23 protein-coding genes are annotated in these 25,725 nt (G+C 60.9%); 11 read left to right on the forward strand and 12 right to left on the reverse strand.

Going from position 1 to position 25,725, the window contains the following annotated elements:
- Positions 1-157: 157 nt before the first annotated feature.
- The 7 genes from ACP7C6_RS16180 to ACP7C6_RS16210 all read left to right on the forward strand — a co-directional run bounded on the left by ACP7C6_RS16180 (position 158) and on the right by ACP7C6_RS16210 (position 9,248).
- Complete coding sequence (locus tag ACP7C6_RS16180) at positions 158-676, forward strand: RNA polymerase sigma factor (RefSeq protein ID WP_028618204.1); 519 nt, start codon at positions 158-160, stop codon at positions 674-676.
- Positions 673-1,665, forward strand: a complete 993-nt coding sequence (locus tag ACP7C6_RS16185) for a FecR domain-containing protein (RefSeq protein WP_426108989.1) — start codon at positions 673-675, stop codon at positions 1,663-1,665. The genes ACP7C6_RS16180 and ACP7C6_RS16185 overlap by 4 nt, the downstream gene beginning before the upstream one ends.
- Before the next feature lie 180 nt (positions 1,666-1,845).
- Positions 1,846-4,659 carry an acyltransferase domain-containing protein gene (locus ACP7C6_RS16190; RefSeq protein ID WP_426108990.1) on the forward strand — a complete coding sequence of 938 codons (2,814 nt, stop codon included), beginning with the start codon at positions 1,846-1,848 and terminating at the stop codon, positions 4,657-4,659.
- A 146-nt stretch (positions 4,660-4,805) separates the two neighbouring features.
- Positions 4,806-7,244, forward strand: a complete 2,439-nt coding sequence (locus ACP7C6_RS16195; RefSeq protein WP_028618207.1) for a TonB-dependent siderophore receptor — start codon at positions 4,806-4,808, stop codon at positions 7,242-7,244.
- A 62-nt stretch (positions 7,245-7,306) separates the two neighbouring features.
- Entirely contained in the window at positions 7,307-8,410 is a 1,104-nt protein-coding gene (locus tag ACP7C6_RS16200) for a PepSY-associated TM helix domain-containing protein (protein ID WP_028618208.1), read from the forward strand.
- Positions 8,407-8,583, forward strand: a complete 177-nt coding sequence (locus tag ACP7C6_RS16205; RefSeq protein ID WP_162834926.1) for a hypothetical protein — start codon at positions 8,407-8,409, stop codon at positions 8,581-8,583. The genes ACP7C6_RS16200 and ACP7C6_RS16205 overlap by 4 nt, the downstream gene beginning before the upstream one ends.
- A gap of 35 nt (positions 8,584-8,618) precedes the next feature.
- A complete protein-coding gene (locus ACP7C6_RS16210; protein WP_068936271.1) occupies positions 8,619-9,248 on the forward strand; it encodes a glutathione S-transferase N-terminal domain-containing protein in 630 nt (209 codons plus the stop codon).
- Between the two features lie 174 nt (positions 9,249-9,422).
- Here the strand turns inward: ACP7C6_RS16210 and creD are convergent, their stop codons facing one another.
- Genes creD through ACP7C6_RS16230 form a run of 4 tightly spaced genes read right to left on the reverse strand, consistent with a single transcriptional unit; the run spans position 9,423 to position 13,465 of the window.
- A complete protein-coding gene (gene creD, locus ACP7C6_RS16215; protein WP_068936267.1) occupies positions 9,423-10,796 on the reverse strand; it encodes a cell envelope integrity protein CreD in 1,374 nt (457 codons plus the stop codon).
- A gap of 51 nt (positions 10,797-10,847) precedes the next feature.
- A complete protein-coding gene (creC, locus tag ACP7C6_RS16220; protein ID WP_426108991.1) occupies positions 10,848-12,287 on the reverse strand; it encodes a two-component system sensor histidine kinase CreC in 1,440 nt (479 codons plus the stop codon).
- Entirely contained in the window at positions 12,287-12,955 is a 669-nt protein-coding gene (creB, locus tag ACP7C6_RS16225) for a two-component system response regulator CreB (protein ID WP_028618212.1), read from the reverse strand. Before creB ends, creC begins: the two co-directional genes overlap by 1 nt.
- Positions 12,956-12,964: 9 nt before the next feature.
- A complete protein-coding gene (locus ACP7C6_RS16230; protein ID WP_068936265.1) occupies positions 12,965-13,465 on the reverse strand; it encodes an ATP-dependent zinc protease family protein in 501 nt (166 codons plus the stop codon).
- 173 nt (positions 13,466-13,638) lie between these two features.
- Between ACP7C6_RS16230 and ACP7C6_RS16235 the strand changes: the two genes are divergently transcribed.
- Positions 13,639-14,523, forward strand: coding sequence for an acyltransferase (locus ACP7C6_RS16235; protein WP_028618214.1), 885 nt, complete (start codon positions 13,639-13,641; stop codon positions 14,521-14,523).
- Here ACP7C6_RS16235 and ACP7C6_RS16240 read toward each other — a convergent pair whose 3' ends face one another.
- Positions 14,524-15,096 carry a DUF2780 domain-containing protein gene (locus tag ACP7C6_RS16240; protein ID WP_122686841.1) on the reverse strand — a complete coding sequence of 191 codons (573 nt, stop codon included), beginning with the start codon at positions 15,094-15,096 and terminating at the stop codon, positions 14,524-14,526.
- Positions 15,097-15,233: 137 nt separating this feature from the next.
- Between ACP7C6_RS16240 and ACP7C6_RS16245 the strand changes: the two genes are divergently transcribed.
- From ACP7C6_RS16245 to ACP7C6_RS16255, 3 genes are all read left to right on the forward strand, one after another.
- On the forward strand, positions 15,234-15,692 hold the full coding sequence (locus tag ACP7C6_RS16245; RefSeq protein ID WP_028618216.1) for an anti-sigma factor: 459 nt from the start codon (positions 15,234-15,236) through the stop codon (positions 15,690-15,692).
- 136 nt (positions 15,693-15,828) lie between these two features.
- A complete protein-coding gene (locus ACP7C6_RS16250) occupies positions 15,829-16,230 on the forward strand; it encodes a DUF3757 domain-containing protein (protein ID WP_050587908.1) in 402 nt (133 codons plus the stop codon).
- Positions 16,231-16,388: 158 nt separating this feature from the next.
- Positions 16,389-16,775, forward strand: coding sequence for a hypothetical protein (locus tag ACP7C6_RS16255; RefSeq protein WP_426108992.1), 387 nt, complete (start codon positions 16,389-16,391; stop codon positions 16,773-16,775).
- 50 nt (positions 16,776-16,825) lie between these two features.
- Here the strand turns inward: ACP7C6_RS16255 and fdhA are convergent, their stop codons facing one another.
- The 7 genes from fdhA to glyA all read right to left on the reverse strand — a co-directional run bounded on the left by fdhA (position 16,826) and on the right by glyA (position 25,695).
- A complete protein-coding gene (gene fdhA, locus ACP7C6_RS16260) occupies positions 16,826-18,025 on the reverse strand; it encodes a formaldehyde dehydrogenase, glutathione-independent (protein ID WP_016977809.1) in 1,200 nt (399 codons plus the stop codon).
- Positions 18,026-18,213: 188 nt separating this feature from the next.
- On the reverse strand, positions 18,214-19,071 hold the full coding sequence (gene purU / locus ACP7C6_RS16265) for a formyltetrahydrofolate deformylase (RefSeq protein ID WP_016977808.1): 858 nt from the start codon (positions 19,069-19,071) through the stop codon (positions 18,214-18,216).
- A 10-nt stretch (positions 19,072-19,081) separates the two neighbouring features.
- Positions 19,082-19,714, reverse strand: a complete 633-nt coding sequence (locus ACP7C6_RS16270; protein WP_028618218.1) for a sarcosine oxidase subunit gamma — start codon at positions 19,712-19,714, stop codon at positions 19,082-19,084.
- A 122-nt stretch (positions 19,715-19,836) separates the two neighbouring features.
- The gene (locus ACP7C6_RS16275; RefSeq protein ID WP_028618219.1) at positions 19,837-22,854 is read right to left on the reverse strand and encodes a sarcosine oxidase subunit alpha; all 3,018 of its coding nucleotides are present in this window, start codon (positions 22,852-22,854) and stop codon (positions 19,837-19,839) included.
- A complete protein-coding gene (locus tag ACP7C6_RS16280) occupies positions 22,851-23,153 on the reverse strand; it encodes a sarcosine oxidase subunit delta (protein ID WP_010207083.1) in 303 nt (100 codons plus the stop codon). The genes ACP7C6_RS16275 and ACP7C6_RS16280 overlap by 4 nt, the downstream gene beginning before the upstream one ends.
- Positions 23,154-23,168: 15 nt before the next feature.
- Positions 23,169-24,419, reverse strand: coding sequence for a sarcosine oxidase subunit beta (locus ACP7C6_RS16285; protein WP_010207084.1), 1,251 nt, complete (start codon positions 24,417-24,419; stop codon positions 23,169-23,171).
- A gap of 22 nt (positions 24,420-24,441) precedes the next feature.
- Complete coding sequence (gene glyA / locus ACP7C6_RS16290; protein ID WP_068936259.1) at positions 24,442-25,695, reverse strand: serine hydroxymethyltransferase; 1,254 nt, start codon at positions 25,693-25,695, stop codon at positions 24,442-24,444.
- Positions 25,696-25,725: the final 30 nt, after the last annotated feature.

Here is a 25,725-nt window from a genome sequence, read left to right on the forward strand (position 1 = left end):
TTCAGGGCCGCTTCGCAGCCCTGCGCGGGGCAAGCCCGCTCACCACAAAAGCGACCCCCCCTCAAACCGACAGACGCCAATTGCGCCCACTCCACGGCTCTGACACAATCGCGAATAATTCTCGTTAGTTTAAACATCCCGTTTACTAGGTGATGCCTTGTCGTCGATCCAGAACCCACACAGTGAGCTTGTTGGCGCGTTGTATCGCGACCATCGTGGCTGGCTGTTGGCCTGGCTTCGACGCAACGTGGCTTGCCCGAGCCGCGCCGAAGACCTGAGCCAGGACACCTTCATGCGCCTGCTCGGCCGTGATGAGTTGCGTGAACCCCGCGAACCCCGGGCGTTCCTGGTGGCAATCGCCAAGGGCTTGTTGTTCGACTACTTCCGTCGCGCCGCCCTGGAACAGGCCTACCTCACCGAACTGATGCTGATCCCGGAAAGCGAACACCCTTCGCCGGAAGAACAGCAACTGATCCTCGACGACCTCAAGGCCATCGACCGCCTGCTCGGCAAGCTGTCGACCAAGGCCCGCGCCGCCTTCCTCTTTAACCGCCTCGACGGCATGGGCCACGCCGAAATCGCCCAGCGCCTCGGCGTGTCGGTGCCCCGCGTGCGCCAGTACCTGGCCCAGGGCATTCGCCAGTGCTACATCGCGTTGTATGGCGAGCCGCTGTGACGGTGATCAGTTCCAAACCGGTCTCGGCCCGCGTGCTGGATGCGGCGATCGCCTGGCAGTTGTCCCTCGACTCGGGCGACGGCAGCGCGATTGAGCGTGAAGAATTCAATAAATGGCTGGCCGGCGACGAAGAACACGCCCGCGCCTGGCGCCAGTTGGGCATGCTCGACCAGCGTTTCAGCGTGGCCTCGGGCCCCGCACGGGCGGCACTGTTGCAATCGCGCGAAGGCATTCGCCAGCGCGTGCGCAAGCTGGGCAGCGGCCTGGCGAGCATTGCACTGGTCGTCGGCCTGGCGTTGTTTGCCGGTGAGCGCTATGTGCCGATCCACTATTGGCTGGCCGACCAACGTACCGCCACCGGCGAGCAGCGCACGCTGAAACTGGCGGATGGCACGTTGATCAACCTCAACACCCACAGCGCCATCGACGTGCGTTTTGATGAACAACGCCGGCTGATCGTGTTGCAGGAAGGCGAAATCCTGATCGAGACCGGCCACAACGATGCGCGCCCGTTCTATGTGCAAACCCGCGACGGCAGCCTGCGGGCGCTGGGCACGCGGTTTATCGTCAAGCGCGAAGACGACGCCACGCGCTTGAGCGTGCTGCAATCGGCCGTGGCCGCCCAGCCCGAGGCGCTGCAGCAGGAACAGATCTTCAAGGAAGGCCAGCAAGTGCTGATGCGCAGCGATGGCCTCGGCCCTGCGCTTGCCGTCACCCCCGCCACCGACGCCTGGACCCGCGGCATGCTGGTGGTCGACAACGCGCGCCTGGGCGATGTGGTTGCGGAACTCAGCCGTTACCGCACCGGTTACCTGGGTGTGGATAAAAACGTGGCTGACCTGCGCATTACCGGCAGCTTCCCGTTGCGCGACACCACGCTGGCGCTCAATGCGCTGCTGCCGACCCTGCCGGTGCAGATCGAGCAGCATACGCCGTGGTGGGTCACGGTCGCCGCTGCTCGGGCACACGCTGACGCGATTAAAAAATGAGTTCAAGTATTTCGTATTGCTGGTAAAAACTGTCAACTCTGACAGTTACCTCTACCCTTTTTTTACCCTCAAATGACCACTGACAGGACCTGTCCTTCAGAGGGCGCATCTCGCTTTACGCCCGGTCTCACATTGCAAGGAAGCAAACACTTCTTTCGGTAGCAATATGAGGGCTGCACTATGTCTACACTCCCCCAAATCAATCGACATACGTTCGTTTTTGCCTTCCCAGGCCAAGGCAATGACCCCTGCGCCGCCTTGGCTGAGTTATACCGGCAAGCCGAGGAGCTTCGCCCGCGCATCGACGCCACCCTGTCAATTATCGAACGCGAAGCAACGCAGTCTGAAGCCAAACTGCAACCCGGGCTGATCAGCGACGTACTGCTGACACACGAATATGCGTTGCCGCTGCCCTCTGGAGTCACGCAACTGGCCCTGTATGGTGCGGCCGTGGTGCTCAACCAACTGCTCCACGACGCAGGCGTGCGGCCGGCACTGATTGTCGCGCAGAGTTTTGGTGAGATTGCTGCGCGAGTGTGCGCCGGTGTACTGAGCATTGAGCAGGGCGCGCGTGCGGTCTGCGCCCTCAATGCGGCCTACCGCAGTGAAGAAGGCCGCGGCGGCATGTTGCTGGTCAACTTGTCGCCGGAGATGACGCAAGCGTTGCTCGACAGGTGGCCTGAACTGAAGCTGGAATTGGGGTCGGTCAATGCCCCTGAGCAATGCATCATCAGCGGAGAAATGGACGCATTGCACGCTCTGCTTGACCGTTACGGCGACAGCACCCCGCCGTTGCGCTGGGTGTCGATCGCCTACGCATCCCATTACTCGGCGCATCGGCGTGTCGCAGAACTCATGAACGCATTGCTGCAACCCCTGGAGCAACAGCCGTTCAGGACCCCCATCTATTCGACCGTGTTGGGGGGCTGTTACCAGCACGGGGATGACCTGCACGAGCTGTTCACCTTGGGCGTGACCGACCCCACCAACCTGCCCAAGACACTGGCCGCGTTGCCACTCGACAAATGCTGCGTGTTTATCGACATGGGTGTAAACCGAGGCATGTCGATGTGCATCCTCAAAAGCCTGCGCGATGCCAAGACCTACACGCCCCTCGCCGCACCACCTAATGAACTTCGCCAACTACTGGCCGACTCACATACCCTGGACACTCTGCGCCAACTGGTCAACGGGCCCGTCACCGCCCAGGCCCATGCGCACATGGCTCACACGTTCAACGACCCTGAGTTGCATCCGCAAACCAACCTGACCTTCCACGACGGCCACCGTCAGACCTATCGGCGCTTGCAGCATCTGCTCAAACAACTGCCCGACGGCATCCACGGGTTCAAACAACCGGAGTGGTTGATGGCCCTGGCCACCCACGCGGCGGTCAATGATCCGTCGCTGTTCATGGGGTGTATGATTCAGCAGGGTTTGTGCATCGGTACACTCCTGGCGTTCGAACAGGACCACCCGTACACCGCCAAATGGCGATGCGAACTGGAGAAGGGCCAATGCCTGGGGGTCTACGCGCTGACTGAAATCGGCCGTAGCAACTCACACATGGGCCCCTGCCTGGAGGCGGTATTCGACACCGACACGCGCACATTTGTGTTGAACACACCCAACAACGCTGCGCTGAAATTTGCCAATGTCGGTATCAATGACCTCAACAAGTTGGGCGTGGTGTTTGCCGAGTTGAAGGTTCAGGACCAACGCTGTGGTGTCTTCGCCTTTGTCTTGCCATTAAGCGACACACAGGGTCCATGCCCTGGCATTGATATGTCTTCACCAGCAGAAATTCGCGCCGTACCGTTGGATTACGGCTTGTTGCGTTTTAATCAGGTCCGCGTCTCTTTTGACGCGTGGCTGTGTGACGGAGCGAACATTGATCAGTCCAACCGCTTTCAAGACCCACTGGGCAGCACTGACCGCCGTCTGATCCGCTCACTGTTCGCCCCCAAAAACGTGTGGGCGATGGTCGGCACCGGCTTGAGCTCCGTCATGCTGGCCTGTGCAACCCTGGCCCTGACTCACGCCAACCGGCGCACCACCCAGGCAAGAATCGGCAACGGCACTGGCTTGCTGGACTTTCGCACCCAGCGCCGGGCGTTATTCGGTTGCCTGGCGACAGCGTACGTCATGAAATGCTTTGCCAATGACTCCGCCCGCCTATGGATCGAAGGCACGGCCAGCCAGGCCTCCCTGCAAACAACCGGCACGGGCGATGTGACATGGACACCCTGGGCCGCCATCAGCCAGACCCTGGCGCTGACCAAAGCCCTGTGTGCGCCCGCCGCTGAGGCCGTGGCCACCGAATGCCGATTGCGCTGCGGCGTGGCCGGGGCGCTCAACCTCAATCGTTTCGCCGACTATGAAGGCATGGCCAAGATCTACCAGGACGCCGGTGGCAACAACCGCATGATCCTGCTGGATGCCGCCAAGGTCCTGATTGGCCAACCCTTGACCGAGCCCGCCCATCCGGACCGGCACGCTAACCTGGACGACGTTGATTACGGGCTGAGCATGGTCCGCACCCTGGAATACCGTTTGCTCACGGAGGTGGCCCACCATGTCGCCGCACACCGGGCTCAGGGAGAGGACGACATGCAGGTCTGGAACTCAAAACTGATGGTGGTTGCACGCGCTGGCGAGGCGCATGCCCAGCGCCTTGCCATCGAGAGTGCGGTAAAGGCCGGCAACTCACTGCCGCCTGGGCTTGCAAAAGATCTGGTGAGCGCGTTGTACGACCTGTACGTACTCGACTATCTGAACAAACACGCGGCCTGGTTTCTCAGCGAAGGGTTCATGGACGGCAAGCGCTACCGGGCACTGGAGGAACACCTCAATCAACGCAGCGACTTCCTGGCCACCCACGTCACGCTGTTGATCGAGGCCTTCGGCCAGGGTGATGCGACGCGTGCGGCAATCGCCAGTGCAGAAACTTACCCGGACGCCTTGGCCGCTAAACTGCAATGGACGCAGGGCTGAACCTCACAACACACCTGAACCTTCAGGGCCATGCAGTGCGAAGAGTTGTGACCACTCACAGATTTATTTTCATTTGGCCCTATCACTTTTCGATTCTCGTTCGGCACCTAGGCAATTGAGAAATATTTCCATTCAGGAGCCGCCCCATGTCCCGCACGCTAGACACCTTGTTGCGCCCCAGCCTGTTAGCCGTGGCCATTGCCCTCAGTGCCCCGCTGGCCAGCACTACGCTGATCGCCGCGGAGCAGGCATCCAGCGTGCGCACCTACAACCTGCCGGCGGCACCACTGGCGACAACCCTGAACCAGATCGCCAGCCAGGGCGGCCTGGCGCTGACCCTCAGCCCGGCGTTGGCGTCGGGCAAGACCTCGGCGCCGGTCCAAGGCCAGTTCGATGCGCCGGGTGCGCTGCGTGAGGCGTTGCGCGGGACGGGGTTGCAGCTTGAGCAGAGCACCGCGGGGACTTACACCCTGGTAGCGATTCCGGATGGGGTCGTAGCGTTGCCTGAAACCAACATCACCGGCCAAGGTAGCTATGAAAGCGCCTGGGGCCCGGTAGACGGCTATGTCGCCACACGCACCGCTGCTGGCACCAAAACGGATACACCGATTGCCGAGCTGCCTCGTTCAGTGACGGTGATCACTCGCAAACAGATGGAAGACCGCTCCGTACTCAACCTCAATGACGCTTTGCGCTACACCGCTGGCGTGCAGAGCTCCGGCTACGGTTCGGATTCCCGCAGTGACTGGCTGCTGGTGCGCGGTTTTGTCCCGACTCAATTTCTCGACGGCCTGCCATTGCCCAAAGGCAACTACGCAACACCAAAAATCGACACCTGGAATTTGGAGCGCATTGCCGTTCTACGCGGTCCTGCATCGTCGGTTTACGGGCAAACCCCACCAGGTGGTTTGCTGGACATGGTCAGCCGCCGTCCACAGGCCGAAAGCTCGAATGAAATCGAGGTGCAGGCCGGCAGCAACAATCACAAGCAAATCAACTTCGACAGCACCGGAAAAATCGACGACGAGGGCCAGTTCCTTTATCGCGTCAGTGGCGTCGTACGAGACAGCAACACACCAGTGGACCATATCCCTGACAAGCGCTACAACATCGCCCCGAGCCTGACCTGGAACATCAACGACGATACCAAACTGACGTTGCTCACCCAGTTCACCCGCGACGATACAGGTATCACCGGGCAATTCCTGCCGCTGCAAGGCACCAAGTTGAGCTCGCCAGCCGGCAAGATCTCCCACCACAAGAATCTGGGTGATCCGGACTGGGAGTTCTACGACCGCACCTACTACGCTCTGGGCTATGCCTTCGAAACGCGCCTGAACGATACCTGGCAGTTTCACCAGAACCTGCGCTACACCAAGAACGATCTGTCGTTCCAAGGCATTACCGCAGGCGGCGCGTTCTTCCCGAATGGCCCTGAAGTGGCAGTAGACGCTAATGGTAACGTGAGTCGCTCCGCCGGCAAGGTCGATGAAAACATCGGTCAATTTGCCGTGGACAACAACTTCCAGGCCGACTTCCAAACGGGCGCCGTAAGTCACACGCTGTTGTTGGGGCTCGACCACCAGCGGTCCACCAGCGATGCGCGCTGGCTATGGGGCTCTGCAGGTGTGCCCACCATCAACTTCAACCGCCCGGTATACGGCCAGGACTTTTCCAACGTCCAGTACTTCACCATGTACGACTATACCCAAAAGACCCAACAGACCGGCTTGTACGTACAGGATCAGATGGCCCTCGACAACTGGCGCCTGACCCTCGGCGGCCGCGAGGATTGGGTACATACCGGCACCACTTTCCATAACCTGAACGACGCCACCAACACCCAGCGTGACAAACATTTCAGCGGCAACGCAGCGCTGAGCTATGTCTTCGACAACGGCATCACCCCATACCTTTCCTACGCCGAATCGTTCCAGGCGGGCTCGGGCACTCAAGTGGGCAGCACCGGAGCTTTCAAGCCCACAGAAGGTAAACAGTACGAAGCCGGTATCAAGTACCAGCCTCCTGGTACCAAAGCGTTGTTCACAGCTGCCGTATTCGACCTGACCCAGCAAAATACTTCGGTCACTGAGGGTAGTATCACGCGCCAAGTGGGCGAAGTGCGGGTACGCGGATTGGAACTGGAAGCCAGTGCCGACGTCACTGAAAGTCTCAAACTGGTGGGTTCCTACACCTACAACGACAGCGAAATCACTCAAGGAGTTGCTGCTGAAAAAGGCAACCGCCTGAACCAGTTACCACGCAACCAGGCCACTGGCTGGGCTGATTACACGTGGCATAGCGGACTGCTGGACGGTTTTGGTATTGGCGCGGGCGTGCGCTACGTTGGCGACACCTACGGCAATGCAGCCAATACCGACCTGGGCCACGTAGGCTCCTACACCGTGTATGACGCTTCGATGCACTATGACCTTGGCCGCTTGAACAGCACCATGAAGGGCGTGACCGTAGCTGTCGACGCCAAGAACATCTTCAACAAGGACTACCTGTCCACCTGCGATGGTTTCTACTGCTACTACGGCGATCAGCGTAACGTGGTAGCCAGCGTTAACTACAAATTCTAAGACGGTAAAAACCGCCAATGAAGGGCCGCCTGAACCGCGGCCCTTTTGCCTTTGGAGCCGTGATGAAAAGCAAAACCATCCGCCGCTGGTCCTTCATCCACACCTGGACCAGCCTGATCTGCACGGTATTCCTGCTGCTGCTCGCCCTCACTGGCTTGCCGTTGGTGTTTCACCATGAGATCGACCACTTGCTGGGCAACGAGCCGGAATTGGCGCAAATGCCTGCCGACACACCGCAGCTCAACCTGGAGCAGCTGGTGGCCAAGGCGCAGGCCCATCGCCCCGGCGAAGCCATGCAGTACCTGGCCTGGGATGAAGATGACAAGAACGGCGTGATCGCGATCATGGCCGCGACCGCCGGCACCGAGCCCAACGCGTCCCACACCTTCATGCTCGACGCGCGCACCGGTGAAGCGGTGGAAACTCCGGCGGCCAATGGCGGGTTGACCCTGTTCCTGCTGCGCCTGCATGTGGACATGTTCGCCGGCCTGCCGGGCAAGTTGCTGCTGGCGTTCATGGGCATTCTGTTTGTACTGGCGATCATCTCGGGCACGGTGCTGTACCTGCCGTTCATGCGTCGCTTGAAGTTCGCCACCGTGCGCCAGGACAAATCCACGCGCCTGCGCTGGCTCGACCTGCATAACCTGATCGGCGTGGTCACCCTGACCTGGGCCTTGGTGGTGGGCGTGACCGGCGTGATCAGCGCCTGCGCCGACCTGATCATCGCCGCCTGGCGCCAGGACAGCCTCAGCGCCATGATCGAACCCTACAAAAACGCCCCTCCGCTGACCCAGCGCGCACCGGCCACCGAGCTGCTAACGATCGCCGCCAAGGCCGCGCCGGACATGGAGCCGGACTTCATCGCCTTCCCCGGCACGCGCTTTTCCAGCGAGCACCATTACGCCGTGTTCATGAAGGGCAGCACCCACCTCACCTCGCACCTGCTCACACCCGTGCTGATCGACGCCAGCACCCTGGCCGTCACCGCCATCGCCGAACGGCCCTGGTACATGGACGCCATGGGCATGTCCCAGCCGCTGCATTTCGGTGACTACGGCGGCATGCCGATGAAAATCCTCTGGGCGGCACTGGATGTGCTGACCATCATCGTGCTGGTCAGCGGGATTTACTTGTGGATCGTGCGGCGCAAGGCGGGCAAGGCATGAAGCCGCGTCAGTCGAACTTCTGGAAAGTGTTTGGGATTCCGTTGGGGATCGGCCTGCTAAGCGCCACCGGGTTGTTTGCGGCGTTGCTCGGGGACGGGTTGTGGGATTCGCTCAGTTGGGTGGGATTAGGCATACCGGCCGTAATTGGCACTTGGGCCTTGCTCAAGCGGTGAGATAGATTAGCCTAGCCCTTTCTTGAGGAATGCCCATGTCCACACCCAGCATGACCTTGTTCCACAACCCCGCGTCACCCTTCGTGCGTAAGGTTCGCGTGTTGCTGGCTGAAACCGGCCAGCAGGACCGCGTCGCATTGCACGGCTGCATGCCGACCCCGGTCAACCCGGATGCGCAGGTGGTGCAAGGCAACCCCGTGGGCAAGATCCCGGCCCTGCGGCTGGCCGATGGCACGGTATTGCACGACAGCCGGGTGATCCTCGATTACTTCGATCACCAGCACGTCGGCAACCCACTGATTCCCCGCGACGGCGCGGCCCGCTGGCGCCGCCTGACCCTGGCCTCGATGGCCGACGGCATCATGGATGCCGCCGTGTTGGTGCGCTACGAAACCGCCCTGCGTCCGACCGAAAAGCACTGGGACCAGTGGCTGGATGAGCAGCGCAACAAAATCCGCCGCAGCCTCTCTGAGTTGGAAGCGGATGCGATTGCCGAACTGACCAGCCACTTCGACATCGCCGCGATCAGCGTGGCCTGCGCCTTGGGTTACCTCGACTTCCGTCATCCGGATATGCAATGGCGCCTGGATAACCCGAAGCTTGCCGCCTGGTATGCCGAGGTCAGCCAGCGGGCTTCGATGCAAGAGACCCAACCACCGGTTTAAAACCCACCGCCGCCCCTTGTAGGCGCTGGCTTGCCAGCGATAGCGCAGTGTCAGTTTGCGGCTCGTTGACTGGACCACCGTCATCGCTGGCAAGCCAGCTCATACAGGAGGCGGTGGCGTTGTTGAGGTAGTCGATAATCCGCGCCTTCATTTGCTGATCCTCCCGCAACCCGATCATTGCACAGCCTCCAAATCAAACTCCAAAGGCTGTGCCGCTTTACGCTTGCCCACGCCATACCAATCCAACTTACGCGTCAGCACCATCACCGTGCCCAGCAGGCCGAACAGCAGCAACGAGCCCATCAGCAACGCGTAATCCTCGGCACTCAACAGCCCGTACAACAAGCCATACAACGCCGCCAACCCCGCTGAAAACCCCAGGCCGTGAGCGACGCTGCGCAGCACATGGCACACATAGAAGCCAATCAACAACACGCAGGCGCTGGCAGAGATGAGATAAGCCAGCGCGAACCCAATGTGCTCGGACAACGACAGCAACAGCAGGTAGAAAAACGCCAGCGCAAACCCCACCAACGCGTACTGCACCGGATGCACTGCCAGGCTCTTGAGTACTTCGAACAGGAAGAAGCCGGCGAAGGTCAGGGCGATGAACAGTAGCGCGTATTTGATCGCACGGTCGCTCTTGAGGTACTGGTCCACCGGATCGATGAAGTTCACGCCGAAGCTGCGGTTGTTGAAGTCTTCACAGCCCTGCTTGTCCAGGCAGGTTTGCAGCGCTTGCTCAAGGTTGGTGGAGAAGAACGAGGTCTGCCAGTTGGCGCTGAAGCCCTTGTCGGTAATCTCGCGTTGTGCCGGCAGGAAATTGCCGATGAAGCTGGGATGTGGCCAGTTGGAAGCGAGTGACACCTGGCTGGTCTTGCCCACCGGCACCACTTGCAGTTGCTCGGTGCCTTGCAGGCGCAGGTCGAAAGCAAAGTTCACGACGTTGGGCTTTTTGCTGTCGTGCTCCGGCAGTGTCACGTGCACGCCTTCGCCCAGCCAGTCCACCTGGGAGCCGGGTTCGAACTCCAATTGCTGGCTGCCCAGCTCCAGCTTCAGCGCGTTTTCGATGCCGCGAATATCGCTGATGCCCACCGCGAGAAATGCCGGCTCAAAGCGGTAATCGGCGAAGTCTTCGGTGATACCCAACTGCGCAGGCAATTCGAAATGCCCGCTGATGCGGTTGTCGGCATGGAACAGCCGCGCCTGGTAGATGCCCCGTGCGCGCAATTCGGTCTGCACCTTGCCGTCGAGTTCAAATCGGTCCGGCAGGAAATACAGACGACCGCGCTCTTCACGGGTGACTTCGTAGCGTTTGTTGAGCTTTTCATTGAGCTTCCACTCGCGGACGGTCTTGCGATACGGCACTACCATCACCGGGCCGGTGAGGCGCTGGGCGTAGCTGGAACTGCGGGCGATGTCCATCAATACGCCATCGCGCAGTTGCTGGCGGTCGCTGATAATGCCGTTGATCATCAGCAACGGAATCAGCAACAGCAGGATCAGCAGCGCAATCGCGCCAAGTTTGAAAAGCAGGCTGCGGTTCATGGGTCTCTCCCTGTTTTGATGGAGAGAGTCTGGGCAGACCGTGTGGGGGATTTATGTGGGCAATGTGGAGACTGTGTGGAGATGCAGCACCACCTGCACGCCGCCGTCGACATTGCCGATCTGCAACGCGCCGCCGTGCAGCTTCATCACTTCCTCGACAAAGTTGAGGCCCAGGCCCGTGCTTTTGCGACCGCTGGCCGGGCGCGGCAGCGAGTAGAAACGCTCGCTCAGGCGTGGCAGGGCGTAGTCGGGAATCGGTGCGGCCTGGTTGAACAGGCTGACGTGCACATCGTCGTGTCGCGTCTGTGCGCTGAACTTCAACAAGCCGCCGGGCGGCGTGAAATCCAGGGCGTTGTCCAGCAAATTGCCCAAGGCCTGACGCAACAAGAACGGTTCGCCGTACACCCTCACATCCGTCGCAATAGTCTGCTCGACCTGCAATCCGGCGCCTTCAATCCGTGCGCATTGGGCCTTGAGTACCTCATCGACCATCGTCGCCAACGGGATACTCGCCTGCTCTTCCAGGCCCTGGCGCTGCTCGACCTGTGCCAGGTTCAGCAGGCGTTCGATCAACTGCTGCAGACGCGCGCTTTCGCTGTCGATATTGCCGACGAAGCGCTGCTGTTGATCGCGGGTCATATCACCCTGCAACAACTCCGCCGCGCCGCGAATCGCGGCCAAGGGGCTTTTCAATTCGTGGGTCAGAGTGTGTACGTAATGCTCGACGTAGGCCTTGCCTTCCAACTGCGTGCGCATGTGCTCCACAGCGGTGGACAGTTGCTTGAGTTCACCGCCACGGTAATGGGGCAACTCGGCACGCCGCCCCTCGCTGACAGCCTCGGCATAGGCGGTCAAACGGCGCAGTGCAACGCTCAGCCACCACGACAGCAATGCACCCAACAGCAGGCCCAGAATCACCAGGCCCGCGCCGTACCACAGCAGGCGGCGTTCGGTGCGATCGACATAAGGCTGCAATGAACTGTTGGGTTTGGCCACAGTGACCACGCCGATGACCTGGCCGTTGTCGCGGATCGGCGCGCCCACATGCATAACCGACGAGGCAGGGTCATCCAGTTCGCTGCGGGTGGAGCGCGCGCCGTACTCGCCACGCAAGGTCAGGTACACGTCGTTCCACTTCGAATAGTCTTGTCCCACCGCTTCGCCCGTGGAGTCGAGCAACACCGTGCCCTTGGCATCGGTCACGTAGATGCGATGATTGACCTGGTTCTTCGGCAAACCCCAGATGGTCGCTCCCGGCTGGCGGTTGCCATACGCCTTGAGCAGCTCCGGCCAGTGGCTTTGGCCGAGGGTGCCGTTCTTCACGTCATTGCGCACGATCTCGGCTAGCAGGTTGGCGGTGTCCACCAGGGTTTCTTCGGTGGACTGGCGCACGCCGGGGCGGATTTCCTTCATCACGGTGCTGAGCACGAAGTAGCCGGTCAGGCCGATAAACAGCGCATACACCAGGAAAATCCGCAGCCCCAGGCGCATCAGCTATTGCTCGGGCTGTAGCTGTAGCCGAGGCCGCGATGGGTCTGGATCGGCTCGGCATCGGCGGCCACGCTGCGCAACTTGCTGCGCAGGCTTTTGATATGGCTGTCGATATTGCGCTCGTAGCCGGCATCCGCCGCCACGCCCACCGCGTCCAACAGTTGCTCGCGGCTGAACACGCGCTCGGGTTGTTCCAGCAGGCTTTGCAGCAAGCGGAACTCGTGTCGTGTAAGGCTCAACGGTTGGCCTCGATAGCTGATCTGCATACGCTCCAGATCAACCTGGAACACCGCGGGCGCAGCACCTGGGCCAATCCGTTTCAGGATCGCCCGGACCCGCGCCGTGACTTCACGTGGGCTGAAGGGCTTGACCACATAATCGTCGGCGCCGATCTCCAGGCCCACCACGCGGTCGATCTCGCCATCTCGCGCGCTGAGAAACATCACCGGCACTTCACTGAACCGGCGCAGTTGCTTGCAGGTTTCAAAACCCGTGATATCCGGCAGCCCGATGTCGAGGATGATCAGGTCGGCAGGCGTCTGGCGCTGATGCTCCAGCGCCGCCTGGCCGAGGGTCAGCCAGGTGGTGGTGAAGCCCTCGCCTTGTAGGGCGAAAATCAGTGTGTCGGCAATTGCCGCTTCGTCTTCGACAATCAGGATATGCGCCATGGTGGTCCGTCAGCAGTCCGGTTTGTCGGCAGTGTAACGACGGGCCGGGTTCACCGCCGCGCCAAATTCACGCAGGGCCTTGGCGCCGATCAACAGCGGGTAGTTGAAGCTGCTGCGGTCGGTGAGGTTGACCTCGACGGTGCGCTTGACGTCGCCCAGGCACATTTCCAGGTCGATCACCGGGCGCTTGGCCACGGTGGCTTCGTCCTTGTCGTCGTCTTCGTCGGCGCGGCTCTTGATCTTGCTGATGCGCGAGACTTTGTGTTCGTAGACTTTGTTGGAGGCATCCTTGCCGCCGAGGCGGAAGCGCACCCAATCGTCGCCGTCACGGGTGAAGGTCTGGATGTCGCGGGCCGACAGCGAGGCGGTCAGCGCGCCAGTGTCCATCTTGGCCTTGAAGGTTTCGCCGATCTCCGGCAATTGGATGTATTCGTAGCGACCGTAGAGGGTCGGTTCGGCGGCCATGACCGGCAGGGCAACCAGGGCGAGAGAGGCAAGGAGCAGTTTCACGAAGTGATTTCCTCGGAAAGAAGTAGGCGGATTCTAGACCGCAAAGGCAGTACTTAGTTAGCTCGCCCCAGCATAACCGGCACATTGTGAAACATTCGTCCGGCGAATTGGCATTTGGCCTCTAGACTCAAGCTGCTTATCATGGCCCGCCCACAGGATTTCAAGAGTTACTTATGCGCCGCCTGCTCACCGGCTGTTTTGTCTCATTGCTACTGCTGCTCAACACCCTGATCCTGATCGGGCCGTTGATGGTGTTTGCCCTGCTCAAGCTGGTGGCTCCCGGCCGCTATCGTGACTACATGTCGTGGGCGGTAATGTGGATCGCCGAGACCTGGGCCGAGATCGACAAGTTGATCTTCGCGCTGTGTATCCCAACCCAATGGGATATTCGCGGCGGTGAAGACCTGAGGGGCGATACGTCCTACCTGGTGATCAGCAACCATCAGTCCTGGGTGGATATCCCGGCGCTGATCCAGGCCCTCAACCGCCGCACGCCGTTCTTCAAGTTCTTCCTGAAAAAAGAGCTGATCTGGGTGCCCTTCCTCGGCCTGGCTTGGTGGGCGCTGGATTACCCGTTCATGAAGCGCTACACCAAGGCCTTCCTGGCCAAGCACCCGGAACTCGCGGGGCAGGATTTGAAGATCACCAAAGAGGCCTGCGAGCTGTTCAAGCGCCAGCCGGTGACGGTGGTCAATTACCTGGAAGGCACGCGCTTCAACGAAACCAAGCGCAAGCAGCAGGATTCGCCCTTCACTCGCTTGCTCAAGCCCAAGGCGGGCGGTGTGGCGTTCGTGCTGGCAGCGATGGGTGAACAGCTGGATGCCGTGCTCGACGTGACCGTGGTCTATCCACAGCAAAAGATTCCGGGGTTCTGGGATTTGATCAGCGGCGCGGTGCCAAAGGTGATCATTGATATCCGCACCCGCGAACTGGACCCGGCGTTGTGGCAAGGGGATTACGAGAATGATCCGGCGTTTCGCCAGACCGTCCAGAACTGGGTGAATCAGCTCTGGACGGAAAAGGACGCGCGCATCGAGCAACTGCGCGCGGAGCGTTAGTTAGCCGCCAGTGCCCCAGGCCGAGGCCAGCTTGCCCAGCACCGAGCTGCTGGCGCCCTGGCCGCCCAGGTATTGCAGGATCACCGGGGCAAACTGGCCAACCATGCCGCTGTCCATGCCCAAGGCGCTGAAGGCGGTGTTCAGGTCGTTGGTGTTCTTCACGTTACCCAGCAGACCGTCCAGGCCGCTGGTCTTGCTGCCGCCGGTCTGGCCGAGCATCCCGCTCAAGGCGCCGAGGCTGCCCAAGGCGTTGTTGCCCGACAACTGTTCGAGGCCCGGCACGCTGTTGCCCAGTTGCGAATAATCGTTGCCGCTCAGTTTGTTCTTGGCCAGGCCCAGCATGGCGCCCGTACCGCCGACCGCTTGTTCGGGGGTGATGTTCAGTTGCGAGGTGAGTGCGCTCAACAGGCCGGCCGTCTCGGACGACGGTGCCGCAGCGGCTGCCTTGTTGTTGCCGCCCTGCATGCCGGAAATCGCATTGGCTGCATCGCCAAGGCTGAAGCCCGCAGCGAACACCGGAGCGGCTGCCAGGGTCATCAGGCAGGAAAGGGCGAAACCGCGTGAAATCTTCATCGAAACAACCTCTGGGTGTAAGGGCTGAAAGCAGGCGTTTGACTGGGTATCCGGCGCATTGTTCCGGGCCATTCCAGGAACCCGATGGCAAGATCAGAGTCCATGCAGTGACTTTAAAACTTGCCAGGAACAGCCCTATGAGTGCCACCCGTCCCCAAGTGATTGAGCCAAATCCCCCATTCTGGAGCCGTCCACGTGTGTTTATCGGTGTCTGCGTGGCCATTGTCGCCGGCCTCGGCGGCGCGCTCTACACCCAAGACAACGTCAAGTCCGCCGCCACCCTGGTGACCACCGCCCAGCAGCCGGCCGCGCAGATCATGGCGCACAAGGACTACCTCGAAATCGAACCCATCGCCACGGCGGCACCAGAGCCGGATCACAGCCTGGAACTCTGGGCCATGCCTGAGGGAGGCCGGCCGATTTCGCTGGGACTTTTGCCGGAAGATGGCAAAGGCATTATCAGCCTCAACCCGCGCCAGCAGAAAAGCATCCGCAAGCCGGTGGAGTTGATGGTGAGTTCAGAGACCAAGGGTGGGTCGTTGAGCAAGCAGCCGACGGGGCCGACGGTTTATCAAGGAGCGTTGGCCGCTCGCTGAATCGATGCGCTGCATCTGGGAATGAAAACCCGGTTACTGATCACGAATCGCTCTAACTAACTGTCACGTTTAACAGTAGCCAGCATCGAACAATCACCTGCAGCATGATCCCTCCCACGTCCCGCAGGAGGCTGCCATGAAAAGCGCAATGCTTGCAGGTGCATTCGCCGCCCTGACACTGGTGAGCACGTCGTATGCAGCGACCTCCACCTGTCCGACACCCCAGCAGATCAAACAGAACCCCATGGACAACGGCGGTTATCGCTATGAGATGCTCCAGCCTGATGGCCGCAATTGGTCAGGTGAGAGCCCGCAGGCTACAGCGTCCTACCTGACTGACTCAACATTCCACGATGCCCGTTACACAGCAGAGGACCACTCCGTCACCTGCACCTACAAAGGACCGATGAATAACGACGCGAGCTTTTCGGTCACGCTCAAACCGGTCTTGGATTGGAACCTTATCCCTATAGGCGATTGGAGAGGCACCTATTGCGAAGCCCTGGAGATTGCCAGGTGCTCATTTACGCATCAGTAAAAAAAGCCATCGAATAATTCCTACAGTGTCCTTCCACACATCCACGACCCGTAGTCCAGGTTCTGACGGAACATCCATCGACACAGCCCACCCAAGCTAGCCTTCGCACTCACATTCAACGGGGAGGCTCAGCCACACTATAAGGAGCTGTAATAATCATGATCGGATTGATTCCCAATTTCTATGTTGCCTTCAGCGCAATCATCCATTTGCCATCTCGCAGCCAGGCCCAGGCTTCACGGCCCCAGGCCACCAGCATCGACCACTGCCCCACCCCCCGCGACATCCGATCCAAACCCTACACAGACCCTGACGTTCCCGCGCCCTATGGCGAGGGTTATCAATACACGGCTACGGCCAACGGCAAGGCATGGACAGGGCAGACGGCAGCCACCAAGGATGACTATCTGGCCCCGGAGTACGAACTCAAGGCAGAGGCCATCAATGAACGCAACGACAAAATCCATTGCGACTACGGCGGCAAGCGCCTGATCAAGAACGGTGAAGTGGCCGATCCCTATCTGCGACTCACCACCATCAAGTAACCCATAAAAAATGGCGACCTCCGGGGTCGCCATTTATTCAGCCTTGAACCTTACGCCGCACTGAACAGCTTGTGCGGATCAATCACAAACTTCTTCGGCACGCCCGCATCGAACTCGCCGTAGCCACGTGGCGCATCATCCAGGCTGATCACCTGCACACCCACGATCTCGGCAATGTTGATACGGTCCCACATGATCGCCTGCATGAGCGCGCGGTTGTACTTCATCACCGGGGTCTGGCCGGTGTGGAAGCTGTGGGACTTGGCCCAGCCGAGGCCGAAGCGAATGCTCAGGCTGCCCATCTTGGCGGCGGCATCCACAGCACCTGGATCCTCGGTGACGTACAGGCCAGGAATACCGATCTTGCCAGCCACGCGCACCACGCCCATCAGCGAGTTGAGCACAGTGGCCGGGGCTTCGGCTTTCACGCCTTCATGGCCGTGGCCACGGGCTTCGAAACCAACGGCGTCGACAGCGCAATCCACTTCCGGCTCGCCCAGCAGCGCAGCGATCTGTTCGTGCAGCGGGGTGTCGGTGGACAGGTCGGCCACTTCAAAACCCTGGGCCTTGGCGTGAGCCAGGCGGATCGGGTTGACGTCGCCGATGATCACTACCGCGGCGCCCAACAGGCGTGCAGAGGCGGCAGCGGCCAGGCCGACCGGGCCGGCGCCGGCGATGTAGACGGTGCTGCCTGGGCCAACGCCGGCAGTGACGGCGCCGTGGTAGCCCGTCGGGAGGATGTCGGACAGGCAAGTCAGGTCGCGGATTTTTTCCATGGCCTTGTCGCGGTCCGGCAGTTTCAGCAGGTTGAAGTCGGCATACGGCACCAGCACGTATTCAGCCTGGCCGCCGGTCCAATCGCCCATGTCGACATAACCATAGGCACCCCCGGCACGGGCCGGGTTGACGGTCAGGCATACGCCGGTGTGTTGCTCTTTGCAGGAACGGCAGCGGCCGCAGGCCACGTTGAACGGCACGGAAACCAGGTCGCCGATCTTCAGGTTCTCGACGTCGCTGCCCTTCTCGATCACTTCACCGGTAATTTCATGACCGAGCACCAGGCCGGTCTGGGCAGTGGTGCGGCCGCGCACCATGTGTTGGTCGGAGCCGCAGATGTTGGTGGAGACCACGCGCAGGATGACGCCGTGCTCAATCTTCCTGCCACGGGGGTCCTGCATTTTGGGATAGTCGATTTTCTGTACTTCGACCTTGCCGTTGCCGAGATACACGACACCACGATTACCAGACATGCTTTCACCTCGCTGTTGTTTTTATGGAACTGCGTTGCCCGTTGGGTGGGCAGCGCGTTTAAGTGCTCGGGTACAGATGCTGTTTTTGCGTTGTTTGTAAGGGCCTCATCGCGGGCAAGCCCGGCTCCCACATTTTGATTTATGAACACATTCAAAAATGTGGGAGCTGGCTTGCCTGCGATAGCGATCTAAAGAACGACCGTGCGATTGGCGTTCAAAAACACCCGCCGCTCAATGTGATACCCCACCGCCCGGGCCAATGTCAGCCCTTCAATATCCCGCCCCTTGGCAATCAAATCCTCGGGATAGTGGCTGTGATCCACCACCTCCACGCCCTGGGCAATGATCGGGCCTTCGTCCAGATCGTTGTTGATGTAATGCGCCGTGGCGCCCACCAACTTCACGCCCTTGTTGTACGCCTGGTGATACGGCTTGGCGCCCTTGAACCCCGGCAACAACGAGTGGTGAATGTTGATGGCCTTGCCATCCAACTTGCGGCACAGCTCCGGCGACAGCACTTGCATGTAGCGCGCAAGGATCACCAATTCCGCGCCGGTGTCTTCCACCACCTGCCACACCTGCCGCTCCTGGGACGGTTTGTCGTTGGGGTCGAGGGGGAAATGGTAGTAGGGAATCTGGTGCCAGTCGGCCAAAGGCTTGAGATCGGGGTGGTTGGACACCACCGCGACCACGTCCATCGACAACTGGCCGATGCGCTGGCGATACAGCAGATCGTTCAGGCAGTGATCGGCCTTGGAGACCATGATCACCACTTTTGGCCGATAGTTCGGCGCCGTCAGTTCGAAGATCATGCCGAAGGCTTCACCACGGGTGGCCAGGCCATCGCGGAAACCTTGTTCGTCAAAACCGTCGGGCTGGCGGAACTCCACGCGAATAAAGAACCGGCCCGAAAGCCGGTCATCGAACGAGTGGTGCTCAGTAACGTAGCAACCCTGCTCGAACAGGTAGCGGGTGACCGCGTCCACCGTGCCGAGCACGCTGGGGCAGTCGGCGGTCAAAATCCATGTATCAGGTGCGCGGCTCATGGGGTATTCCTCAGGCTTGGACGCTCAGGCCGAATTCGGCGGATGCATCCTGTAACCACAACCACCAGTAATCCGAGAAGCTGCGGCGAATCAGCAGTTCCCAAGTGTCTTCAGCCGTGTGACGGATCACCAGCTGCGACTTGGCGAACACCGTGCCCACTGCCTTGCCCACCGGGAAGTTGTTGGGGTGCACGTCGTAGCTGGTGGACTTCATCAGTACATCGCGCACATTCGGGCCGCTGAGTTCGAGGATCTGCTGGCCGCCGCTGACGTTGACGACCTGGATGTGCAACTCACCCAACGCGGCACGCAGGTTTTGCTCGGCGGCGAATTCTTCACCGCTTGGCACGATCAGCAACCACTCATCCGGACCGAGCCACTGCAGGCTGGTTTCACCCTTGACGATCACTTGCAAGGCGCCGGGCAATTCGATGCCCAGGGCCTTGTGCACGCCGGCAGCGAAGGCTGCGTCATGGCCGTCGCCCCGGATAGTCAGGTGACCCAGGAGTTTCTTTTCACGCACGGTCACGCCGGCGTTCTTGCGACCCTTGCCGACCAGGCTGGCGAGGTCGGCATGGTGCAGCGACGACTCGGCCTTGGCGCCGGTGGTGGGGCGTTGTTGGTAAACATTGGCTGCTGTCATAAAGCACCTGTCTTAATTCTGTTGTGAGGCTACTGGCGTCTTCGCGAGCAAGCCCGCTCCCACATTTGGAATGCGTCCCCCTGTGGGAGCGGGCTTGCTCGCGAAGGCCGCGACTCGGTCCATCAGATATTTTGGCGATCGCCCTTAGGATCGAAGAACACCGAGGACACAATCTCCGCCTCGATCACGCTGCCATCCGCTTGCGGTGAGAACACCCGCTCCCCGATGCGCTTCAAGCCACCCTTCACCACCGCCATCGCAAACGAATAACCCAGGGAGTTATGCGCATAGCTCGATGTCACGTGGCCGACCATTTTCATCGGAATCGACTGCTTCGGATCAAACACCAACTGCGCGCCTTCCGGCAGCCAAACGGTCGGGTCGATCGGCTTCAAGCCCACCAGTTGCTTACGCTCTTCGCGCACGCAGTCTTCACGGTTCATGCCGCGCCAGCCGATCCACGAGAACGGTTTGGTGCGACCAACGCACCAGCCCATGTTCAGGTCGTCCGGGGTCATCGAGCCGTCAGTGTCCTGGCCGACGATGATGAAGCCCTTCTCCGCCCGCAGCACGTGCATGGTTTCGGTGCCGTACGGGGTCAGGTTGTATTTCTTGCCGGCGTCGACGATTTTTTCCAGTACGCCCATGGCGTAGTCGGCCTGCACGTTGACTTCGTACGACAGCTCACCGGTAAACGAGATCCGGAACACACGGGCCGGTACGCCACCGACCAAACCTTCCTTCCAGGTCATGAACGGGAAGCCGTCCTTGTCCAGGTCGATATCGGTGACTTCCGCCAGCAGCTTGCGGCTGTTGGGGCCGGACAGGGTCATGGTCGCCCAGTGGTCCGTGACCGAGGTGAAGTACACCTTGAGGTCTGGCCATTCGGTCTGCTGGTAGATCTCCAGCCACTGGAGTACGCGGGCGGCGCCGCCGGTGGTGGTGGTCATCAGGAAGTGGTTGTCGGCGAGACAGGCTGTGACGCCGTCGTCGAAGACCATGCCGTCTTCCTTGCACATCAGGCCGTAGCGCGCCTTGCCCACGTCGAGCTTGGTCCAGGCGTTGGAGTAGATGCGGTTGAGGAATTCGCGCGCGTCCGGGCCCTGGATGTCGATCTTGCCGAGGGTCGACGCATCCAGCAGGCCGACGCTGTCGCGCACGGCCAGGCATTCGCGTTTCACCGCCGCATGCAGGTCTTCACCGTTGCGCGGGAAGTACCAAGGGCGCTTCCACTGGCCGACATCTTCAAACTCGGCGCCGTTCTTCACGTGCCAGGCGTGCAGCGCGGTGTAGCGCACCGGCTCGAAGATGTGCCCGCAGTGACGGCCCGCCACCGCGCCGAAGGTCACCGGCGTGTAGTTGGGACGGAACATGGTGGTGCCCATCTGCGGGATGGTCACGTTCAGCGAACGAGCGGCAATCGCCAGGCCGTTGACGTTGCCCAACTTGCCCTGGTCGGTGCCGAAGCCCAACGCGGTGTAGCGTTTGACGTGCTCCACCGACTCAAACCCTTCACGGGTCGCCAGTTCGATGGCGGCGGCGGTCACGTCGTTCTGCAGGTCGACGAATTGCTTCGGCGCCCGTGCGGTTGGCTTGTCGTGCGGCACTTGGTAGATCGCCAGCGTCGGCTCTTCCAGGCGGCTCAGGGCTTTCGGCAAGGTGCCTTCCACTGGCGCAAAACCGGCTTCGCTGGCTGCGCGCACGCCCCCTTCAAAACCGTCTGCCAGGGAATCGCCAAGGCCGTAGACACCGTTGATACCACCCACGCACACGCGTTTCTGCGGCGCTTCGCCCGGTACAAAACCGAGGATGTCTTCACGCCAGGTCGGCTTGCCGCCCAGGTGCGAAGCCAGGTGGACCACTGGGCTGTAGCCGCCAGAGCTGGCGACCAGATCGCAATCCAGCCACTCGCCTGGGCTGGTGACTTTGTGCGCTTTCACATCAATCGCAGCGACGCGGGCAGCAGTGACGTGCTTGCTGCCACGAGCCTCGATCACAGCGCTGCCGGTGAGGATTCGAATACCTTTGGCGCGGGCTTCTTCAACCAGTGCGCCGCGTGGGTTGTGGCGTACATCAGCCACGGCCACCACTTGCAGGCCGGCGTCGAGCCAGTCCAGCGCAACGCGGTAGGCGTGATCGTTGTTGGTCGACAGCACCAGTTTCTTGCCCGGCGCCACGCCATAGCGACGCACGTAGGTAGAAACCGCACCGGCCAGCATGTTGCCCGGCACGTCGTTGTTGCCGTACACCAGCGGGCGCTCACACGCACCGGTCGCCAGCACGACGCGCTTGGCGCGCACACGGTGGATGCGTTGGCGCACCACACCAATCGGCGCACGGTCACCGAGGTGGTCGGTGAGGCGTTCGTGAATGGTCAGGAAGTTATGGTCGTGGTAGCCGTTGACGGTGGCGCGGGGCAGCAGCACCACGTCCGGCAGGGCTTTCAATTCAGCAATGACGCTGGCAACCCATTCAGCGGCTGGCTTGCCGTCGAGGCTTTCGCGCGAGTCCAGCAGCGAACCGCCAAACTCTTCCTGCTCGTCAGCGAGGATCACACGGGCACCGCTGCGTGCAGCCGCCAGCGCAGCGGCCAGCCCAGCAGGGCCTGCACCTACGACCAGCACATCACAGTGACGGTTGAAGTTGTCGTAGGTGTCCGGATCGTTCTCGGTCGGCGAGCGGCCAAGGCCGGCGGCCTTACGGATGTACTTCTCGTAGGTCATCCAGAACGATTGCGGGTACATGAAGGTTTTGTAGTAGAACCCCGGCGGCATCAGCTTGCCGCCAACCTTGCCGAGGATGCCCATCACGTCAGTGTTGACGTTCGGCCAGCCGTTGGTACTGGTGGCGACCAGGCCTTGGTACAGCGCCTGTTGCGTGGCGCGCACGTTGGGAATCTGGGTAGCTTCGGTGGCGCCGATCTGCAGCACCGCGTTCGGCTCTTCGGCGCCCGCAGCGAAGATGCCGCGAGGGCGCGAGTACTTGAAGCTGCGGCCGATGATGTCGACGCCGTTGGCCAGCAGGGCGGCGGCCAGTGTGTCGCCTTCAAAGCCTTTGTAGCTCTGGCCGTTGAAGGTAAACGTCAGGACTTTATTACGGTCGATCCGGCCACCGTTGGACAGGCGATTGGTCTGGCTCATACCTTCTCTCCAGAGGCCTTGGCGGTGAATTGTGGCTTCTCACCGATCTTGTAGGTTTCAAGAATTTCGTAGGTCAGGGTGTCGCGGGTCGCGTTGAAGTACTGGCGGCAACCGGCGGCGTGGATCCACAGTTCGTGGTGCAGCCCGCGGGGGTTGTCGCGGAAGAACATGTAGTCGCCCCACTCTTCATCGGTGCAGGCATTCGGGTCCAGCGGGCGCGGGATGTGCGCTTGGCCGGAGGCGTGGAATTCCTCTTCGGAGCGCAGTTCGCCACAGTGAGGACAGAAGATATGCAACATAGGGAATTTCTCCTGTTAGTGGGCGACGGCCGCAGCGCCGTGTTCGTCGATCAACGCACCGTTGTGGAAACGGTCGATGGAAAAAGGTGCGGCCAACGGGTGCATTTCACCCTTGGCGAGGCTGGCGGCAAACACGTTGCCTGAGCCCGGCGTGGCCTTGAAGCCACCGGTGCCCCAACCGCAGTTGAAAAACATGTTGGGCACTGGGGTCTTGGAAATGATCGGGCAGGCATCCGGCGTGGTGTCGACGATGCCGCCCCACTGGCGGTTCATGCGCACGCGGGACAGCACCGGGAACATCTCGACGATGGCCTGGATGGTGTGTTCGATCACCGGGTACGAGCCGCGCTGGCCGTAGCCGTTGTAGCCGTCGATACCGGCGCCGATCACCAGGTCGCCCTTGTCGGACTGGCTGATGTAACCGTGTACGGCGTTGGACATGATCACACTGTCGATAATTGGCTTGATCGGCTCCGACACCAACGCTTGCAGCGGGTGGGACTCAATCGGCAGGCGGAAGCCCGCCAACGACGCCATGTGCCCGGAGTTACCGGCAGTGACCACACCGACGCGCTTGGCGCCGATAAAGCCCTTGTTGGTTTCCACGCCGATGCACACACCGTTTTCCTTGCGAAAGCCGATCACTTCGGTCTGCTGGATCAAATCCACGCCGAGGGCGTCAGCCGCACGGGCAAAGCCCCAGGCCACGGCATCGTGACGGGCCACGCCGCCGCGACGTTGTACGGTGGCGCCGAGGACCGGGTAGCGGGTGTTCTTGGAGCAATCGAGGTACGGGATCTCGTCGGCCACTTGCTTGGCGTTGAGCAGTTCGCCGTCCACGCCATTGAGGCGGTTGGCGCTGACGCGGCGCTCGGAATCACGGATGTCTTGCAGGGTGTGGCACAGGTTGTAGACGCCACGCTGGGAGAACATCACGTTGTAGTTCAGGTCCTGGGACAGGCCTTCCCACAGTTTCATCGCGTGTTCGTACAGGTGGGCCGATTCATCCCACAGGTAGTTGGAACGTACGATGGTGGTGTTGCGCGCGGTGTTACCGCCGCCCAGCCAGCCTTTTTCGACCACGGCCACATTGGTGATGCCGTGCTCCTTGGCCAGGTAGTAGGCGGTCGCCAGACCATGCCCGCCGCCGCCGACAATGACCACGTCGTAGACCTTTTTAGGGGTCGGCGTGCGCCACATCTTCTGCCAGTTTTCGTGGTGGCTGAGTGAGTGCTTGAAGAGGCCGAAGCCCGAGTAGCGTTGCATAGTCATTACTCCAAAACCGCGCTCAGCGATAAACCGGGAAATCAGCGCACAGGGCAGACACGTGCTTGGCCACGTTGGCCTCGACATCGGCATCGCCGAGGTTGTCGAGGATGTCGCAGATCCAGCCAGCCAGTTCAATGCACTGCGGCACTTTGAAACCACGCGTGGTCACCGCCGGGGTGCCGATGCGCAGGCCCGAGGTCACGAATGGCGACTGCGGGTCATTCGGCACGGCGTTCTTGTTGACGGTGATGTGGGCGCGGCCCAGGGCGGCATCCGCCTCTTTGCCGGTGAGGCCCTGACGGATCAGGCTGACCAGGAACAGGTGGTTGTCGGTGCCGCCGGACACTACATCGTAGCCGCGTTTGATAAACACCTCGGCCATGGCCTGGGCGTTGTCGATCACTTGTTGCTGATAGGCCTTGAAGCCCGGCTCCAGCGCTTCCTTGAAGCACACGGCCTTGCCGGCGATGACGTGCATCAGCGGGCCACCTTGGGCGCCAGGGAATACGGCGGCGTTGAGTTTCTTTTCGATTTCTTCGTTGGACTTGGCCAGGATCAGACCGCCCCGTGGACCGCGCAGGGTCTTGTGGGTAGTGGTGGTGACTACGTCGGCATACGGCAGCGGGTTCGGGTACAGGCCAGCGGCAACCAGGCCGGCGACGTGGGCCATGTCGACGAACAGCAATGCGCCCACCTTGTCGGCGATCTGACGGAAACGTGGGAAATCCAGAGTCTTGGAGTAGGCAGAGAAACCGGCTACGACCATTTTCGGCTTGTGCTCGACGGCCAGGCGCTCGACTTCGTCGTAGTCGATCAGGCCGGTGTCGGTGTTGATGCCGTACTGCACCGCGTTGTACAGCTTGCCCGAGGACGACACCTTGGCGCCGTGGGTCAGGTGGCCGCCGTGGGCCAGACTCATGCCGAGAATGGTGTCACCGGCGTTCAACAGGGCCAGGTACACCGCGCTGTTGGCGGAAGAACCGGAGTGCGGCTGCACGTTGGCGTAATCGGCGCCGAACAATTGCTTGGCGCGTTCGATGGCCAGGGCTTCAACCTTGTCCACGTGCTCGCAGCCGCCGTAGTAGCGCTTGCCTGGGTAGCCTTCGGCGTATTTGTTGGTGAGGCCGCTGCCTTGAGCTTCCATTACGCGTTTGCTGGTGTAGTTCTCTGACGCGATCAGCTCGATATGATCTTCCTGACGCTGCTCCTCGGCATTCATCGCCGCCAGCAGTGCGTCGTCATATCCCTGAATCTGGTCTTGTTTGCTGAACATCGCGTCTCTCCCAGCCTTTCGTATTGTTGA

This window comes from Pseudomonas sp. TWR1-1-4, assembly GCF_049897165.1.
Classification (GTDB): Bacteria; Pseudomonadota; Gammaproteobacteria; order Pseudomonadales; family Pseudomonadaceae; genus Aquipseudomonas; species Aquipseudomonas canadensis.